We start from the raw sequence: 16,645 nt of genomic DNA on the forward strand, positions 1-16,645 counted from the left end.
CCTCCATGAGGGCGCGAGTTGGCGTGTTGACGGCAACTTGTTCCTCCTGCGCAGAGCGCCATCGCGCTCCTACCGGCTCAGTGAGCGAACAGATCTGCCTTGGCTGCCTTGGTGATGGCCACCACACAGGGGTGCGTAATGCGCCTTTCAATGGAGATCGCAAAGAATTCCTCCACCAAGTCTGAGGAGCGGCCGATAACCTCCACGCCAAACTGAGCAGTGGTCTCCTCTTCCAGCACGGAGGGGGATGTGAAGATGCCTCGGCCTTCCCGCCCAAACGCATTCATCAACGCGCTGTCGTCAAACTCGCCGACGAGACGGGGTTGCAGGTGGTGCTTATTCAGCCAGTGGTCGAGTTGCTGGCGAACGGACGACATGGGACCTTGGATGAGCATGGGCGCACCATGCAGGCACTGGGGGAACGGCCCCTCCAACTGCGCCCGCAGGGCGGGGGCGCACAGAAAACTCATGCTGCTGGTGCCCAGTGGGTGGTTGAAGGCTTTGACGCCGATCTTGTTGGAAACAGGCTCGTCTGCCAACACCAGGTCCAGCCGGTGCAGGCTCAACTGCGCAATCAATTCGGGGAACTTGCCCTCATGGCAGGTCATGTGCACGCGCTGCGGCATGCCCAGTGCGGGCTCCAGCAGGTGGTAGGCCACCGACTTGGCTACCGAGTCGGCCACCCCCACGCGGAATTCCAGCGGCTTCTCTTGTCCACGCGCCAGCCGGATGGATTTTTCCAGCTCGTCGCCCAGCGCGAAGATCTGTTCGGCATACCCCAGGGCCACACGCCCCTCGCTGGTCAGCTCCAGGCCACGCCCCCTTTTCCGGAACAGGTCGTGGCCCAGCCACTCTTCCAGTTGCTTGATCTGGCCGGACAGTGTTTGCGGAGTGGTGTTGAGCTGCTCTCCGGCCCGCATCACACCGCCAGCCTTGGCAACCGTCCAGAAGTAGCGGAGGTGCTTGAAGTTCATACTGCCCAAATACTTCGCATAAATCGAAGAATAAAACTCAATAAAACGAATATACGCGAAGTATGAAATTCTCTACATTGACGTTTGGCAGCTTCCGTGGCGATCTGCGCTGCGGCCTGGAGCTGCCTGTGTTCACAAGGAGTAGCAACGATGCGTATCACGACCCGAGGACAGCTGGCGGTGTCCGCCATGACCGACCTGGCCCTGCGCCAGAAGATGCGGCCCGTGCCCTTGTCCACCATCAGCGCACGGCAGGGGATTTCTCTGTCTTACCTTGAACAGCTGTTCAGCGCACTGCGCCGCGCCGGCTTGGTAGACAGTACCCGAGGGCCCGGTGGCGGCTATACCCTGGCGCGGCAAGCGGAGCAGGTATCGGTGGCTGAAATCATCCTGGCGGTAGAAAACCTCAAGACCGACGAGCTGCAGAACCTGGGGCCCAGTCAGGCCGCCCAGGTCAAATCCATGACGGGAGAACTGTGGACCAGCTTCAACTCCCGGGTGATGGAGTACCTGCAGTCGGTGACGCTTCAGGACCTTGTCACCCAGGCGCTGGAGCAGGGCACAGTCGTGGAAGAGAAGGCCCCAGCTGCGCGGGCCAAGCTGCCGCTGGCACCCAAGCCCCGCCCTTTGATGGCGCGGGTCAACGTGCCCAACTCGGTGTTTGCCCTGGGGACCATGCCGATCCTGCAGCGTCGCTGAAGCGGCCGCCATGTGGTGCTGCGGGGCGCTGTGAACGGCGCCACGCACACACGAGGGCCGTGGCCTGCGGCTCCTGGCGCGGGCTACAGCTGGTGCGCCAGCTGCTTGATTCCCCGGATCAGCATCTCCACCGAGATCGCGACCAGGATCAGGCCCATCAGGCGTTCAAACGCCATCACCACGCGTTCGCCCACTAGGCGCTGGATGCGCTCGGCCAGCAGCAACACCACGGCACACACGGCCATGGTGACGCACAGTGCGCCCACCCATTCCCATCGCCGCTCCGGGGCCTGGGCCACCAGCAGCATCACCGTGGCCAGCGCCGAAGGGCCTGCCAGCGCGGGGATGGCCAGCGGCACGATCAGCGGCTCGCCCGGTAGCTCCGCCTGTGGTCCGTCCGCCGACGGAAAGATCATGCGCAGTGCGATCAGAAACAACACCACGGCACCGGCAATCTGCAGCGACAAGTCGCTCAAATTCATGACCCGCAGGAACTCCGCTCCGAAGAACAGGAACACCAGCAGCAGTGCAAACGCAATCAGCACTTCCCGCAGGATCACCCGCGCCCGGCGCTCGGGCGCCACGCCCCGCAGGGCATTGGCAAAGATGGGGATGTTGCCCAGCGGATCGGTGATCAGCAGGAGCAGGATGGTGGCCGACGCGAAGGTGTAGCTCACGTTGCGTACACCGCGTCCAGCGAGCGAAAGCCCTTGATCTCGATCGGGTTGCCGCTGGGGTCGTGGAAGAACATCGTCCACTGTTCGCCCGGCTGGCCTTCAAAACGCACCTGCGGCTCCAGGACGAAGGCGGTGTCGGCGGCCTTCAGCCGTGCGGCCAGCGCATGCCAGTCGGGCAACTCAAGGATGGCGCCGAAGTGCGGCATGGGCACCAGATGGTCTCCCACGTGCCCGGTGCGGGCGCTGGCAAACGGCGTGCCCAGATGCAACGAGATCTGGTGGCCGAAGAAGTCGAAGTCCACCCAGGTGTCGGTGCTTCGACCCTCCAAGCAGCCCAGCACGCCGCCGTAAAAGCGCCGGGCGGCATCCAGGTCGGTGACGTGAAAGGCGAGGTGAAAGAGGCTGCGCATCCCACAGAGGATAGCAGCCAGTGCCACGCCTTGGCGTGGCCTGCAGGCCGGTCAGGCGACCGACGGATCGGCGGCCATGTTGTCAAACTTCTTGAAGTACTGGCGCGCCATGGCCACCAGCTGGGCGTCTGTCGGGTGGTCTGCGGCCACCGAGTCCACCACCACGCCGGCCACGGCCGCATGGTGTTTGGCGGCCCAGTCGCGGAACTGGTTGCGCACCAGGCCCGGGCCGGCCAACAGCACCTCGCGGGTGTCGGTCAGTGTCTGTGCGATATCGGCAAAAAACGGCGCGAGGTCGTCGGCCTTGCCCTGGTGCTTGTGGTGGCTGCGGGACTTGATGCGCTGGGCTTCCGCGTGTTCGCGATCGAACATCACCACATGGGCTTCGGATTGGTCCATCCAGACAACGGCGTGAAAAGTGCTCATGAATCGGCTTTCTTAAAGGAGTGACAAAAAACGGGAAAGGAGCAGCCTGAGTGCGTGCATTCGCTCATGCCGCCCGCCGGTGTTGCTCTGCCTTTTCCTGGCAATGCACACAGCGTGCGGCCTCGGGCGTGGCGTGCAGGCGGGCGGCGGTGATGTGGGTGCCGCAACCCGTGCACTCGCCGTAGGTGCCGGCTTCGATGCGGGCCAGGGCGGCCTCGACCGCCGCCAGGTGTGCGGTCTCGCGTTCGTCCAGGGCAAATTCCAGCTCGCGTTCGGTGGCAACCTGGGCACGCGGGTCTTCCGGTTGTCCGAAGTGGTCGGCGGCGGCTTCGGCGCGGCCGATGACACCACCGCGCTGCGCGGCCAGCTGGGCCAGCAACTCGGATTGCTGGGCCAGTAACTGCTGGCGGAAAGGTGCGGCTTGGGTCTTGTCCATGCGGGGTCTCCTCGGGGTGATCGGATACCTGCATGGTGCGCCTGTGCGCGGCGCGCTGGGTTGACCAAGGTCAAGGGATGGCGCGCGGTGTCCCCACCCTGGTGACACCGCTGCGTGGCGGGCTCAGCGCTTGGGCGGGCGCGCCAGCATCTCGGCGGTGTTGGTCTTGCGGTCCGCGTTCACGCGCTGCACATGGGGGCGTTCGGCCATGCGGGCGAGGTAGTCGCGCACAGGCAGGTCGGCCAGGTAGTCCTTGCCGTAGATGATCTTGGTGGCGGAGCTGACCAGCGGCAGGTGAACCACGGCCGCGCAGTCGGCCATCGTGAAGGTGTCGCCGCCCACGTAGGGGCTGAACTTTGCCAACTGGCCGAAGGCGGCAATGTTCTTCTGCAGCTGTACTCCCACCTTTTCCTTGGCGGTGTCGCTCACGGTGCCGCCAAAGAACGCCTGCGGATACAGGTTGCGTGCCACCAGCTCCAAGTGCAACTCCAGAAAGGTGATCAGCTCGCGCACCTTGGCGGCCTGGAAGGGGTCGGCCGGGATCAGCGGGTGATCGGGGTGCGCGGCTTCGATGTAGTCGGCGATCACCGCCGATTCACACAGCGCTCCCTGCGGCGTGCGCAGGTAGGGCACCTTGCCCAGCGGGCTGGCGCTGCGATCGGTCTCGCCCACCCAGGCCAGTTCTTCAGTGAACGGCAGGCCCTTTTCGAGCAGCGCAAGCTTGACCTTGTTGTAGTAGTTGCTGGCCGAAAAGCCGCAGAGTGTGAGCATGGTGTGTCTCCGATGTGTTGTAGGGGCAAGCGCACATCCTAGGCCCGCACCTGGTGCGGGGCGGTCACGCAGATGACCCGTGCACTGGCTGGCGCGGACTGCGCACCTACAATGGCGCTTCCATGTCGTTGCCGTTCCTCCAAACCATCCGCAGCCTTCGCTGGCTCGCCCGCTGTGTGCTGGCGTGGTTTGTGTTGTCGATCGGCGTGGCCGTGGCGTCGCCGCTGGTGCACCCGCAGGCCATGGAGCTGATCTGCTCCGGCTCGGGAGCGATCAAGGTGCTGGTCAAGACCGACGACGGCGCCAAGGAGCTGCCCAGCCACACGCTGGACTGCCCGCTGTGCGCGCATGTGGGCGCTCCCCCTCCCGCATCGCAGGCCCAGCTGCCTGTGGTTCACCCGTTGGCGCATGCCCTGCGCCCCATCCCTGCCGCGCACATTGCAGCGCGCACCGCCGCGCCCCTGCCGCCGCGCGGGCCCCCATCGCTCTCCTGAAATCGCTATTGATTCGATAGCTGCTGGCGCATGATTCACTTGCGCTTGCGGCCTATTTGGTTTGATTTTCAGGAGTTTCCATGCGCAACAGCCGCATGGCGCTGGCCGTGGCCAGTGCCTTTCCCGTCGTCCTTGGCATCGCGTCCGCCGGGGCTTCATCCGCATTCGCCCAGACCGCTGACAGCACCAGCACCACCAGCCATGCCCCGGTCAAGGAACTGGGCGTGGTCACCATCACCGGCGGCCAGCCCACCTCGCTGCCCACGCAGATCCCCACCACCATCGAGGGCGTGACGCGCGAGCAGATCGAGCATGCGATCAACGCCACCGACAGCGAAGACGCCCTCAAGTACCTGCCCAGTCTGCTGGTGCGCAAGCGCTATATCGGCGACTACAACCACGCCGTGCTGTCCACCCGCGCCTCGGGCACGGGCAACCCGGCGCGGTCCATGGTGTTTGCCGATGGCATTTTGCTGAGCAACTACCTGGGCAACGGCCCCACCAACGCGCCACGCTGGATGCTGGTCACGCCAGAAGAAATTGAGCGCGTGGACGTGCTCTACGGCCCGTTTTCGGCCGCCTACGCAGGCAACTCGGTGGGCGCGGTGGTGGACTACGTCACGCGCATGCCGACAAAGTTCGAGGCGCACGGGCAGGTCAGCTATCAGCACCAGCCTTTTGACCTGTATAGCACCAGCGGCACCTACGGGGGCAAGCAGGTGAGCGCCTCGGTGGGCAACAAAAATGGCGACTGGTCGTGGTTCCTGAACTTCAACAAGACCGACAGCGAAGGCCAGCCGCTCACCTTCCCCACGCGCCTCGTGTCTGCGGGGACCGTGGGCAATGCGGGCACGCCGGTGACGGGCGCAGTGCTGGGCAACAACCGCAGCAACCAGCCCTGGTACTTGCTGGGCACGGCCACCCAGTACCACACGCAGCAAGACCACATCAAGGCCAAGATCGCCTATGACTTTTCGCCCACCGTGCGCGCCGCCTACACCTTCGGCTGGTGGCACAACGCATCCGAGGGGCGCCCCACCAGCTACCTGCGCGACGCCAACGGCAATGCGGTCTACAGCGGCACGGTCAACATCAATGGCCGCTCGTTTGCGTTCGCGCCTACGGACTTCAATGTGTCCAACGAAGACCTCACACATTTCATGCACGGCCTGTCGGTCAAGAGCCGCACGCAGGGCGTGTTTGACTGGGAGGTGGCCGCCAGCCTCTACGACTACCAGACCGACACCCTGCGCGCGGCCACCGTGGCGCTGCCTGCCGCGCTGAACGGCGGGGCTGGGCGCATCGTCAACAGCAAGGGCACGGGCTGGAACACGCTGGCCGCCAAGGGCACCTGGCGGCCCGATGGGCTGCAGGGCACGCACATCGTGGACTTTGGCTTGCAGCGCGACAGCTACCAACTGCGCACCATAGAGAACGCCACCAGCAACTGGATCAGCGGTGATGCAGGCGCCCGCAACCAGGCCTTCAACGGCGACACGCAGCTCATTGGCCTGTGGGCGCAAGACACCTGGAAGATCGCGCCACGGTGGAAGGCCGTGCTGGGCGCCCGCGCCGAGCGCTGGAGCGCCAGCAACGGCCAGACGGGCAACGCCACCACCACGCTGAGCCACCCCGAGCGCAACGAAACCTATTTTTCGCCCAAGGCTGCGGTGGCCTACCAGGCCAATGAGCTGTGGGTGCTCAAGGCCTCCACCGGCCGTGCCGTGCGCATGCCCACCGTGGCCGAGCTGTACCAGGGCGGCATCAGCGGCAGCGGCACGCTCATCAACAACGACCCCAATCTGAAACCCGAGAAGAGCTGGACCACCGAGCTGACCGCCGAGCGGGACATGGGCAATGGCCTGCTGCGCCTGACAGCCTTTTTTGAGCGCACGAAGGACGCGCTGTACTCGCAAACCAATGTGCTCGTCACACCCAACGTGACCAACGTGCAGAACGTGGATGCCATCCGTACCAAGGGCATTGAGCTGTCGTACCAGGCCGCCAACGTCTTTGTGCGCGGGCTGGAGCTGGGCAGCAGCCTGACCTGGACGGATTCCAAGATCACGCGCAACGACAAGTTCCCGGCCAGCGTCGGCCAATGGCAGCCCCGCATCCCCGAGTGGCGCGCCACTGCCGTGGCCACCTACCGGCCCGATGACAAGTGGTCGTACACCCTGGGCGCGCGCTACAGCGGCAAGCAGTACAGCACGCTTGACAACAGTGACCCCAACGGCTTTGCCTACCAGGGCGCGAGCCGCTACTTCACCACCGATGTGCGCGTGCGCTACCAGATCACCAAAGCGGTCAGCGCCGCCGTGGGCATCGACAACCTCAACAACTACCAGTTCTGGAACTTCCACCCCTACCCGCAGCGCAGCTACATGGCCGAGCTGAAGGTAAGCCTCTGAAAGGACAATATCCCATGTCTCTGAATACTATGAAAAAGATAGCTGCTGCCGCATGTTTGACTAGCGCTACAGCCCTGTTTGGCACTGCATCTGCCCATGTGGTGCTCGAATACCAGGTGGCCCCGGCCGGCGCCAGCTACAAGGCCGCGTTCAAGGTCGGCCACGGCTGCGGCGCGTCGCCCACGCGGCAGGTCGTGGTGGACATCCCCGCAGGCATGCGCGGTGCACGCCCCATGCCCAAGCCGGGCTGGACGCTGGAGGTGCAGCGCGACAAGCTGGCCCAGCCCTACACCAGCCACGGCCGCAGCATCACAGAAGACGTGGTGCGCATCACCTGGACGGCCAAGACGCCGGACGACATGTTGCAGAGCGCGCACTACGACGAGTTTGTGCTGGTGGCCCAGGCGCCGGAGCAGGCGGGCACCGTGTACTGGCCGGTGCGCCAGGTCTGCACTGAGGGCCGCAACGATTGGACCGAGGTGCCCAAGGCGGGCCAGCAGCTGTCGGATCTGAAGTCCCCTGCCGCTGCGCTGGAGATTCTGCCCACCGGTGGCGCCGCTGCCCACAATCATTGACAGTCGGGTCCAGAGCCTGTTGCTGCTTCCCTTTCTTCTCTCGCACACTGAAAGACATTCACCATGAAAAAACTGCTTCACACCGCTGCCGTCTTTGCCGCACTGCTGAGTGCCCCTGCATGGGCCCAGACCGCCGCCGTCAAGGTCGAAGGCGCCTGGGCGCGTGCCAGCGTGCAGGGCCAGAAGGCCACGGGCGCATTCATGCGCCTGACCGCCAAGGACGGTGCTCGCCTGGTGCGTGCCGAGTCGCCCGCTGCCGGCCTTGCCGAGGTGCACGAGATGAAGATGGAAGGCGACATCATGAAGATGCGTGCGGTGCCTACGCTGGACCTGCCCGCAGGCAAGACGGTGGAACTCAAGCCCGGGGGCTACCACATCATGCTGCTGGACCTGAAGGCACCCCTGGCCAAGGACAGCGCGGTGCCCATCACCCTGGTGTTCCAGGACGCCAAGGGCGTGGAAAGCAAGCTCAACCTCACGCTGCCGGTGGGCACCGCTGCACCCGGTGGCGCCACGGCGGGCAGCATGATGGATGGGCATAAACACTGAGGTGACAGCCGCCGCAGCGCCTTCGCGGGCGCAACGCATTGGAGTAAGCTGTGACTCCTCAGAACCTTCAGCAGGTTCTCACGACCCACCTCTTGCGGAGCGGCCATGAGCGACACATCCAACTTCGGTTTCGGCAAATTCGTCCCCGGTTTTGACTTTTTGCAAAGCCTTGCCAAGGGGGCGTCCAGCAGCATTCCGCAGTTGCCCAACCTCAGCAATTGGGTGGCGCCCACCATCAGCGTCGAAGAGCTGGAAAAGCGCATCGACGAGCTCAAGGCCGTGCAGTTCTGGCTGGAGCAGAACTCGCGCGCGCTGGCCGCCACCATCCAGGCGCTGGAGGTGCAGAAGATGACCCTGGCCACGCTCAAGGGCATGAACTTCAGCATGGGCGATGTGGCCAACGCCTTCAAGCTCAAGACCGCCGACACGGTGATGAGCGGCGTGCAAAAAGCCGCTGACACGGTGACCGGAGCCGCCGAGGCCGTGGCGGGTGCTGCCGCCCGCGTGACGGGTCGCGCCAGCGCTGCCGACGAGCCCGAGGAGGAGCCCGCTGACACCGAGCCCGCCCCTCAACCCGCCAAAGGCAAAGCCAAGGGCAAGACAGCGGCGGCCGCCGAGCCTGCCGTGGTGGACCCGATGCAGTGGTGGGGCGCGCTCACGAGCCAGTTCCAGCAGATTGCCACCAACGCCATGAAGGACGCGGCCAAGCAGACCGCCATCGACACCACCAAGAACATGGCCACCGGCCTGGCCAAGGAAGCCCTCAAGACGGCCACCGGCATGGCCAGCCAGTTTGCCGCCAAGGGCATGCAGACCATGCAGGGCGGCGCCAAGCGCGCCGCCGCGTCATCAGCGGGCACTGCCAAAAAGGCCGCTGCGGCCAAGAAGCCCGCAGCCCGCAAAACCACCACGAAACCCGCCGCCACAAAGGCCGGCAGCACCCGCAGCCCTGCGGCACGCAAGCGAGCGGGCTGACGCCAAAGCGGGCCGGTGTGGCAGCCCGCAGATGGCGCAGCACTGCCCCACCCCCGCCCAGGCCTGGAGACCATCACCATGAAACTCTTCCCCACCGGCCATGCCACCCACCCGCAGTGGCGCATGGCCGCTGCGCTGGTACTGGCGCAGTTGCGCGCCCAGATGGCATTGCCTGACTACGCGTCGGCGCCCACCCTGGGCCTTCTGTACATCACCGACCACTATGCCAACGAGGCCCAGGCGCTGCTCGACTACCTGAGCAGCGAACTGCCCGAGGTGACCGACTGGAGCGGTACCGTGGGCGTGGGCGTATCGGCCAACAATGCCGAATACTTTGACGAGCCCGCGCTGTCGGTCATGCTGCTCGATGTGCCGGCCGACCAGTACCGCGTGTTTTCTGGCGTGGCGCCGCTGCCCGCCCACGCGCCGCATGCCGGCGCAGGCTTTGTGGCCCACACTGCGCTGGTGCATGCCGACGGCCACACGCCGGAATTGGCCGAACTGCTGACCGAGATGGCCGCGCGCACTGACACCGGCTACCTGTTTGGCGGCCTCAGCGCCAGCCGCACGGCCAGCGTGCAGTTTGCCGTGGGCGGCGACGGCAACATGGCTGGGCAGGGCGGTGCCAGCGGCGTGTTTGACGGGGGCCTCTCGGGCGTGGCGTTTGGCGCGGGCGTGTCGCTGGTGTCGCGCGTCACGCAGGGCTGCCAGCCCGTGGGCGCGCTGCACACCATCACGGCCGCGCAGGAGAACGTGGTGCTTGCGCTGGATGGCGAGCCGGCGCTGGATGTGCTGCTCGATACGCTGCAGGTGTCGCTCGACGGTGGCGACCCGCAGCCTGCCCTGCGCAAGGTGCGCGCCACGCTGGCCGGGCTGGTCAGTGCGGGTGAGCAGCCACAGGGCCAGCGCCGCACGGGCCACTTTGGCACCGACACGCGCGTGCGCCATATCCTGGGGTTGGACGGCTCCCGCCGTGGTGTGGCCCTGGCCGACCATGTGGAGCCCGGCATGCACCTGGCGTTCTGCCAGCGCAACGTGGCGGCCGCACGGGCGGACCTCATGCGCATCTGCGCCGAGATCCGCGAGGAACTATCGCCAGAGGAGCTGGAATCCGCGCCCATGGTGGCGTCCGGCGCGCCAGGGGAACTGGCCGCTGCGCCGGGCGCTGCCGGACATGCTGGAGCGCAACCCCAGACGGGGCGGCGCATTTGCGGCGCGATCTATGTGAGCTGCTCGGGCCGGGGCGGGCCGCATTTTGGCGGGCCCAGCGCCGAGCTGCAGATAGTGCGCCATGCGCTGGGCGATGTGCCACTGGCCGGCTTTTTTGCGGGCGGCGAGATCGCCCACCACCATCTGTACGGCTACACCGGTGTGTTGACCGTGTTTGTGGACGGCGAGCCCTTGCCGTCCTGAGGTAGACGAGGGGAGGGGGCTGGCTGGCGCAGCAGCCCCCGCCATCGTCAACGCCGGTCAGCCCGCGCCGTTCTCGTCGGACTCGGCTTTTTCCTCGGGCGTCAGCCGCGTGGCCAGGATCTTGTCGATGGTCTTGCCATCCATGTCCACCACTTCCAGCTTCCAGTCCTCCCACTGCACCGTGTCGGTCACCTTGGGCAGGCGGCCGGTCAGCAGCATGATCATGCCGCTGAGTGTGTGGTAGCGGCCGCGCTCTTCCTCGGGCACGGCGTCCAGGTTCAGGCGGTCCTTCAGCTCGGGCACGGGGATGTGGCCGTCCAGCAGCCAGCTGCCGTCCTCGCGCTGCAGCGCCCACGAGGTCTCGGGGTCGCGCGGCTGGAACTCGCCGGTGATGGCCTCGATGAGGTCCTGCAGCGTCACGATGCCCTGCACCTCGCCGTATTCGTCGATGACAAACGCCATGTGCACGTCCGACAGGCGGAAGTTGTCCAGCAGCTCCATGCCCGTGATGGTCTCGGGCACATACAGCGCCGTTTGCAGCGGCTGGTCTGCCAGGCCACCACGCGCCTTGTCGCGCAGGGTGCGGGACAGCCACTGGCGCGCGTTGATCACCCCCAGGATGTTGTCCATGCCGCCGCGCACCACCGGGAAGCGCGCATGGTCGGACTCTTCAATGCACTGGAGGTTGTCTTCAAACGGCGCATCGATATCCAGACACACCACATCCCCGCGCGGCACCATCAGCGAGCCGATCTGGCGGTCGTCCAGGCGGAACACGTTGCGCACCATGGTGTGCTCGTGCGACTCGATCACGCCGGCGGTGGTGCCTTCGACCAGCATGGCGTGGATCTCTTCTTCGGTCACCGGGCTGCCACTGGTTTCCTTCACACCCAACAGGCGCAGCAGCGTGCGTGTGGACGTGGACAGCAGCAGCACAAACGGCTTGGTGGCCAGCGCCAGAAAGTTGATGGGCCGTGCCACCAGGCGGGCAAAGGTCTCGGGGTACGACTGGCCGATGCGCTTGGGCACCAGTTCGCCCACCACGATGGAGAAGTACGTGATCAGCACCACTACCAGACCGGTGGCCGCGTAGCCGCCGTAGGGCAGTGGCACCCCCAGGCGCTCCAGCCACGAGGCCAGCGGCGCGGCCAGCGCGGCTTCGCCCACGATACCGTTGAGCACGCCGATCGACGTGATGCCGATCTGGATGGTGGAGAGGAAGCGCGTGGGGTCTTCGCCCAGCTTCACGGCCGCGGCGGCACCGCTATCGCCCTCATCAATCAGCTTTTGTAACCGGACTTTGCGGGCCGTGACCAGAGCGATCTCTGACATGGCAAACAGGCCGTTGAGACAGATGAGGGCGAACAGTATTGCTATTTCCATACAAAGGGCGCCTTGCGCGCCCTTGGGAGTTGAGAAGCGACCAATTGTAAGGACAGGGGCCAGAGGCCTTGCGCAGACTCCTAGCCACCTTCGGTTGGCAGGCCAGTTTCGTCCCATTCGGGCAACCCGCCGCGCAGCCAGTACACCGACTGGAAGCCCTTGGCGGAGGCTACCTTGGCGGCCTTGTAGGACTTCCAGCATTCGGCGCCGTTGCACGCAAAAATCACCGGCTTGGCTCTGTCCAGGCCCTGAAGCTTGTCCAGCGCCTGGAAGTCATCCTGCGCGGCATTGAAGGCCACGTCCTTGAGGCTCTTTTCCACATACGCAGCGAATACGGCCCCGCGGATGCGCTTGGTCTTGAATTCCTTTTCGGTGCGGGTGTCCACCAGCGTGGCGCCCTGCGCCAGCAGGGTCTGGGCCTCGCGCGCGGTGACACGGTTGACCCCCGGCAGGCTGGTGGGAGTGAACAGCCCCAGCTCGGCCACGCGACGGTATTCCACCGCCTCCGGGCGCACGGAGACTGGCGGCAGGCCGCTGGCGGAGGACGACGCGTTGAACCACTGGGTCAGCTTGTTGCGCGCATCCGCCGGCAGGTCTTTTTTCACCACGATGGAGAACCCACCCGGAACGGGCTGCGACGTGGCCAGCACCCGCGCGATGCCGGGGTGCGCCGCAGACCATTCGGCCCAGTCGTCCTCGCGCACCACGGTGGCGTCTGCCGTGCCCAAGGTCAGGGCGGTGAGGCCCGCCTGGGGAAATTTTTCGTATTGCACGGCGCGCAGGTCCTGGAACGACAGCCCTGCCTCGTTCAGCATGCCGCGCGCCATGTAGGTATAGACCGAGTCCTGCTGGGGCAGGTAGAGCCTGCGGCCCTTCATCGCAGGCACTGCCGCCAACTGCTGCAGCCCGACCAGCAGGTATCTGTCTGATTTTTGCGTAGCGCCCACCAGTTCGTAGCCACGTTGCAATGCAGACGCCGCCACCTGGGCAGGGCCAATGAAGATGTCATAGCCCGCGCTGCGGGTGGCGCGCATCACGTCGGCCATATCGTCGCTGGTCGTCAGTGCCACCGACTGGCCCGCGGCTTTCGACAAGCCCGATTCTGCAGCGGTGCGCAGGATGGAATGCGCCGCCTTGCGGGCGGTGGGCTCCACGGCCACGATGGCCGTCAGCTGGGCCTGTGCTGCGCTGCATCCCAGCCATAGGACAAGTAGCAGTCCCAGCGGGCCTCGGGTCGGTTTTCTGGTGGTGTTCATTGCGCTGCTCCTCTCCCCAAAACAAAGCGCGAATATGCCCACGCCCCCCGCACCTGCGTACGAATGTTTCCGATCTTTTGTTCTTGTTACTTCTGCTAACGACGCCGTGCGTGCGGCAGGAGGAGCTGCCGCACAGAATGCGGGCTGACCCGATCCCCCGTCCCCGCCCAATGGGGAGGGGCCACAAGGTTTTGTCCACCCCACTATTTGGAGACGTTTCCATGAAAGATTCGATGACCCTGCCGCGCCGCCACATGTTGGCCGGAAGTGCTGCTGCCCTGAGCGCGCTGGGCTTGGCCGGATGGACGGGCAGTGCGCGGGCCCAGCAGGCCGCAGCCCCTGCGGCCAAGCCGCTGCCCGCCTATGCGGGGTGGAAGTCGCCGGATGCGTTGATCGTGCACAGCAGCAGCACGCTGGAGACGCGCCGCTCCGCGTTCGGCACCAGCGTCATCACGCCGTCTAACCTGCTGTACGTGCGCAACAACCTGCCTGCGCCTGACGCGGCCATCCTGGACAACCGCGACGCGTGGACGGTGTCCGTCGAAGGGGTCAAGAGCCCGCGCAGCCTCACCTTGGCTGAGCTCAAGACGCTGGGCGTGGAGACCGTGGCCACCGTGCTGCAATGCTCGGGCAATGGCCGGGGCTTTTTCCCCAGCAAACCCAGCGGCACCCCCTGGTCGGTGGGCGCTGCCGGTTGTGTGGTCTGGAGCGGTGTGCCGCTGCGCAACGTGGTGGCCGCCCTGGGCGGGCTGGCCGATGGTGCCGCCTACCTGACCGGCACGGGGGGCGAGAAGCTGCCCGAAGGTGTGGACCCGCTGTCGGTACTGGTGGAGCGCTCGGTCCCCGTGAAGGCGATGGACGACGCCGTGCTGGCCTGGGAGATGAACGGCGAGCCGCTGTCGCTGGCGCACGGCGGCCCGCTGCGGCTGGTGGTGCCCGGCTACCAGGGCGTGAACAACATCAAGTACGTCAAGCGTGTGGCGTTTACCAGCGCACAGTCGCAGGCGCGCATCATGTCGCACGGCTACCGCATGTCGCCGCCCGGCAGCAAGGCCAGCCCCGACCAGCCTTCGGTGTGGGAGATGGGCGTGAAGTCGTGGATCAACGGCCCCTTGCCCGACAAGGGGGCACTCAAGCCCGGACAGGTGCAGGTGCATGGCGTGGCCTTTGGCGGCACGCGCGGCATCAAGGGCGTGGAGGTGTCGGCCGATGGCGGCAAGACCTGGTTGGCGGCCAAGCTCATCGGCCCCGACCTGGGCCCCTTTGCCTGGCGGCAGTTTGCGCTGCCCGTGCGCCTGGAGGCGGGCACCCATGTGCTGGCCAGCCGCGCCACCGACACCGCGGGCAATGTGCAGGCCGAGCAGCGCGAGGAAAACCTGGGCGGCTACAACAATGCCAGCTGGCGCGACCACGCCGTCACCGTGACCGTGGCCTGACATGGGTGGATTGAACCGAGCGCGCCGCCTCGCCGTGGCTGTGTGGTCGGCTGGCGCCTGTGCGTCGGCCTGGGCCGCCGACCCTGCCGAACTGGCGCGGGGCAAGGAGCTGTTCACCAAGATCCAGCCCGCCTGCGCCGTGTGCCACACACTGCAGGCCGCCGGTGCCGAGGGCCAGGTGGGCCCGGTACTGGATGAGCTGAAACCCGACGCCGGCCGTGTACTGCGTGCGCTCAAGGCAGGCATCGGCGTGATGCCGTCCTACGCCGAGCGCATGAGCGAGAAGGACATGCTGGCCGTGGCGCAGTTTGTGGCGCACGCCACGGGCGCGGCCAAGTAGGCGCGGGCTTTCGTGGCGGTTGCAGCGCTGCCTCGCTGCAACCGCGCGCTGCTTCAGGCCGCCGTGCGCGACGGCACCAGCGCCGCTCCTCCTGCGCGCCCCTGCAACCCCTGGAACGCAAAGTCCACCTCGGGCACGCGGCCGCTCACGATGTCGGCCAACGCCTTGCCCGAGCCACAGGCATGCGTCCAGCCCAGCGTGCCGTGGCCGGTGTTGAGGAACAGGTTGCCCACCTTCGTCTTGCCGATCAGCGGCACGTTGCTGGGCGTGGCGGGGCGCAGACCGCTCCAGAACTGGGCCTGGCTCGCGTCGCCCGCGCCAGGGAAGAGTTGCTCCACGCGCCGCACGATGGCCTCACAGCGCACCTGGTTCAGGTGGCGGTCGTAGCCGTTCAGCTCGGCCGTGCCGGCAATGCGCAGGCGGTCACCGCCGCGTTCGCTGGTGTAGCGCGAAAACACGAGCTTGAACTCGTCGTCCGTCAGGCTCACCTGGTGTGCCTTGCTGGCGTCCTTGACCGGCATGGTCACCGAGTAGCCCTTGGCCGGGTAGATGGGCAGCTGGATGCCCAGCGGCTGCGCCAGCAGCGGGCTGAACGAGCCCATGGCCAGCACAAACGCATCGCCGCGCACTCGCTCGAAGTGGCCTTCGGCATTGGTCACTTCCACATGGTCGATGCGGCCGCCTGCCTCGCGCAGCGCGGTGATGTGGTGGCCCATGCGGAACTGCACGCCCGATGCTTCACACAGCTTGGCCAGCTCGCGTGTGAACTGGTTGGCGTCGCCGGATTCGTCCTCGGCCGTGTAGGTGGCGCCGGCGAGCTGCGGGCGGATGTGGGCCAGGGCGGGTTCGATACGCACGGCCTCGTCGGCGCTGATGACCTGGCGCTCGCAGCCTAGCGTGCGCATCTGCTCGGCCGGAGCCAGCGCGCCATCGAATTCTTTTTGGTTGGTATAGAAGTGCAGGATGCCCTGCGTGCGCTGGTCGTATTGGATGCCGGTGGCCGCGCGCAGCTGCTGCAGTGTGTCGCGGCTATAGGTGCCCAGGCGCACGATCTGCTCGATGTTGTGGCGCGTGCGCGCGGGCGTGCAGTTGCGCAGGAAGGACAGGCCCCACAGCCATTGCCGCATGTCGGCGCGCAGGCGGAACAGCAGGGGTGCATCCTCTTTGCCCAGCCACTGCAGCACCTTGAGCGGCGCACTGGGGTTGGCCCAGGGTTCGGCGTGGCTCACCGAGATCTGGCCACCGTTGGCAAAGCTGGTCTCGGCACCGGGCGCACCCTGGCGGTCGATGACGGTCACCTCGTGGCCGAGTTGCGAAAGGAAATAAGCCGAAGTCACGCCGAGCAAGCCGGCACCCAAAACGATCACGCGCATGATTTTCAAAGCCTTTCTGGGCTCTGGCGCTGGAACAACATGCGCTG

Annotated in this window: 18 protein-coding genes; 9 read left to right on the plus strand and 9 right to left on the minus strand. The window is 66.1% G+C overall.

The features are described from left to right. Window positions 1–77: 77 nt before the first annotated feature. Window positions 78–974 (minus strand): transcriptional activator NhaR, encoded by an 897-nt coding sequence (nhaR, locus tag ASC83_RS17475; protein ID WP_056065394.1) that lies wholly within the window; start codon window positions 972–974, stop codon window positions 78–80. A 150-nt stretch (window positions 975–1,124) separates the two neighbouring features. Between nhaR and ASC83_RS17480 the strand changes: the two genes are divergently transcribed. Continuing rightward, window positions 1,125–1,673: an Rrf2 family transcriptional regulator gene (locus ASC83_RS17480; protein ID WP_056065396.1), complete on the plus strand. Its 549-nt coding sequence runs from the start codon at window positions 1,125–1,127 to the stop codon at window positions 1,671–1,673. Window positions 1,674–1,756: 83 nt separating this feature from the next. Here the strand turns inward: ASC83_RS17480 and ASC83_RS17485 are convergent, their stop codons facing one another. The 5 genes from ASC83_RS17485 to ASC83_RS17505 all read right to left on the minus strand — a co-directional run bounded on the left by ASC83_RS17485 (window position 1,757) and on the right by ASC83_RS17505 (window position 4,393). Further along, window positions 1,757–2,350, minus strand: a complete 594-nt coding sequence (locus tag ASC83_RS17485) for a MarC family protein (protein ID WP_015016008.1) — start codon at window positions 2,348–2,350, stop codon at window positions 1,757–1,759. After that, on the minus strand, window positions 2,347–2,760 hold the full coding sequence (locus ASC83_RS17490) for a VOC family protein (RefSeq protein WP_056065399.1): 414 nt from the start codon (window positions 2,758–2,760) through the stop codon (window positions 2,347–2,349). The genes ASC83_RS17485 and ASC83_RS17490 overlap by 4 nt, the downstream gene beginning before the upstream one ends. A 51-nt stretch (window positions 2,761–2,811) precedes the next feature. Next, the gene (locus ASC83_RS17495) at window positions 2,812–3,186 is read right to left on the minus strand and encodes a hypothetical protein (protein ID WP_056065403.1); all 375 of its coding nucleotides are present in this window, start codon (window positions 3,184–3,186) and stop codon (window positions 2,812–2,814) included. 64 nt (window positions 3,187–3,250) lie between these two features. Beyond that, entirely contained in the window at window positions 3,251–3,622 is a 372-nt protein-coding gene (locus tag ASC83_RS17500) for a TraR/DksA family transcriptional regulator (protein WP_056065406.1), read from the minus strand. Between the two features lie 123 nt (window positions 3,623–3,745). Next, window positions 3,746–4,393, minus strand: a complete 648-nt coding sequence (locus ASC83_RS17505; protein ID WP_056065408.1) for a glutathione S-transferase — start codon at window positions 4,391–4,393, stop codon at window positions 3,746–3,748. A gap of 122 nt (window positions 4,394–4,515) precedes the next feature. On the opposite strand from ASC83_RS17505, the gene ASC83_RS17510 reads away from it, so the two are divergent. The 6 genes from ASC83_RS17510 (at window position 4,516) to ASC83_RS17535 (ending at window position 10,810) form a co-directional block, all read left to right on the plus strand. Continuing rightward, the gene (locus ASC83_RS17510; RefSeq protein ID WP_200938971.1) at window positions 4,516–4,887 is read left to right on the plus strand and encodes a DUF2946 family protein; all 372 of its coding nucleotides are present in this window, start codon (window positions 4,516–4,518) and stop codon (window positions 4,885–4,887) included. Window positions 4,888–4,967: 80 nt separating this feature from the next. Further along, window positions 4,968–7,298, plus strand: coding sequence for a TonB-dependent receptor (locus ASC83_RS17515; RefSeq protein ID WP_056065411.1), 2,331 nt, complete (start codon window positions 4,968–4,970; stop codon window positions 7,296–7,298). A 14-nt stretch (window positions 7,299–7,312) separates the two neighbouring features. Continuing rightward, a complete protein-coding gene (locus ASC83_RS17520; protein ID WP_056065414.1) occupies window positions 7,313–7,873 on the plus strand; it encodes a YcnI family protein in 561 nt (186 codons plus the stop codon). Between the two features lie 63 nt (window positions 7,874–7,936). Next, window positions 7,937–8,422: a copper chaperone PCu(A)C gene (locus ASC83_RS17525; protein WP_056065416.1), complete on the plus strand. Its 486-nt coding sequence runs from the start codon at window positions 7,937–7,939 to the stop codon at window positions 8,420–8,422. A gap of 105 nt (window positions 8,423–8,527) precedes the next feature. Further along, on the plus strand, window positions 8,528–9,397 hold the full coding sequence (locus tag ASC83_RS17530) for a PhaM family polyhydroxyalkanoate granule multifunctional regulatory protein (protein WP_056065419.1): 870 nt from the start codon (window positions 8,528–8,530) through the stop codon (window positions 9,395–9,397). A gap of 78 nt (window positions 9,398–9,475) precedes the next feature. Beyond that, entirely contained in the window at window positions 9,476–10,810 is a 1,335-nt protein-coding gene (locus ASC83_RS17535) for an FIST N-terminal domain-containing protein (RefSeq protein ID WP_056065809.1), read from the plus strand. Window positions 10,811–10,867: 57 nt separating this feature from the next. Here ASC83_RS17535 and ASC83_RS17540 read toward each other — a convergent pair whose 3' ends face one another. Then, a complete protein-coding gene (locus ASC83_RS17540) occupies window positions 10,868–12,193 on the minus strand; it encodes a hemolysin family protein (RefSeq protein ID WP_056065422.1) in 1,326 nt (441 codons plus the stop codon). 80 nt (window positions 12,194–12,273) lie between these two features. Continuing rightward, the gene (locus ASC83_RS17545) at window positions 12,274–13,449 is read right to left on the minus strand and encodes a rhodanese-like domain-containing protein (protein WP_056065425.1); all 1,176 of its coding nucleotides are present in this window, start codon (window positions 13,447–13,449) and stop codon (window positions 12,274–12,276) included. A gap of 221 nt (window positions 13,450–13,670) precedes the next feature. Here ASC83_RS17545 and ASC83_RS17550 point away from each other — a divergent pair, with 221 nt between their 5' ends. Together ASC83_RS17550 and ASC83_RS17555 are read left to right on the plus strand one after the other, a co-directional pair. Next, entirely contained in the window at window positions 13,671–14,885 is a 1,215-nt protein-coding gene (locus ASC83_RS17550) for a sulfite oxidase (protein WP_056065427.1), read from the plus strand. Window position 14,886: 1 nt separating this feature from the next. Then, window positions 14,887–15,225, plus strand: a complete 339-nt coding sequence (locus tag ASC83_RS17555) for a cytochrome c (RefSeq protein WP_056065430.1) — start codon at window positions 14,887–14,889, stop codon at window positions 15,223–15,225. A gap of 53 nt (window positions 15,226–15,278) precedes the next feature. Here ASC83_RS17555 and ASC83_RS17560 read toward each other — a convergent pair whose 3' ends face one another. Next, the gene (locus ASC83_RS17560; protein ID WP_056065433.1) at window positions 15,279–16,598 is read right to left on the minus strand and encodes a D-amino acid dehydrogenase; all 1,320 of its coding nucleotides are present in this window, start codon (window positions 16,596–16,598) and stop codon (window positions 15,279–15,281) included. Window positions 16,599–16,645 lie beyond the last annotated feature (47 nt).

The organism is Acidovorax sp. Root402 (assembly GCF_001425125.1).
Lineage (GTDB): Bacteria > Pseudomonadota > Gammaproteobacteria > Burkholderiales > Burkholderiaceae_C > Acidovorax > Acidovorax delafieldii.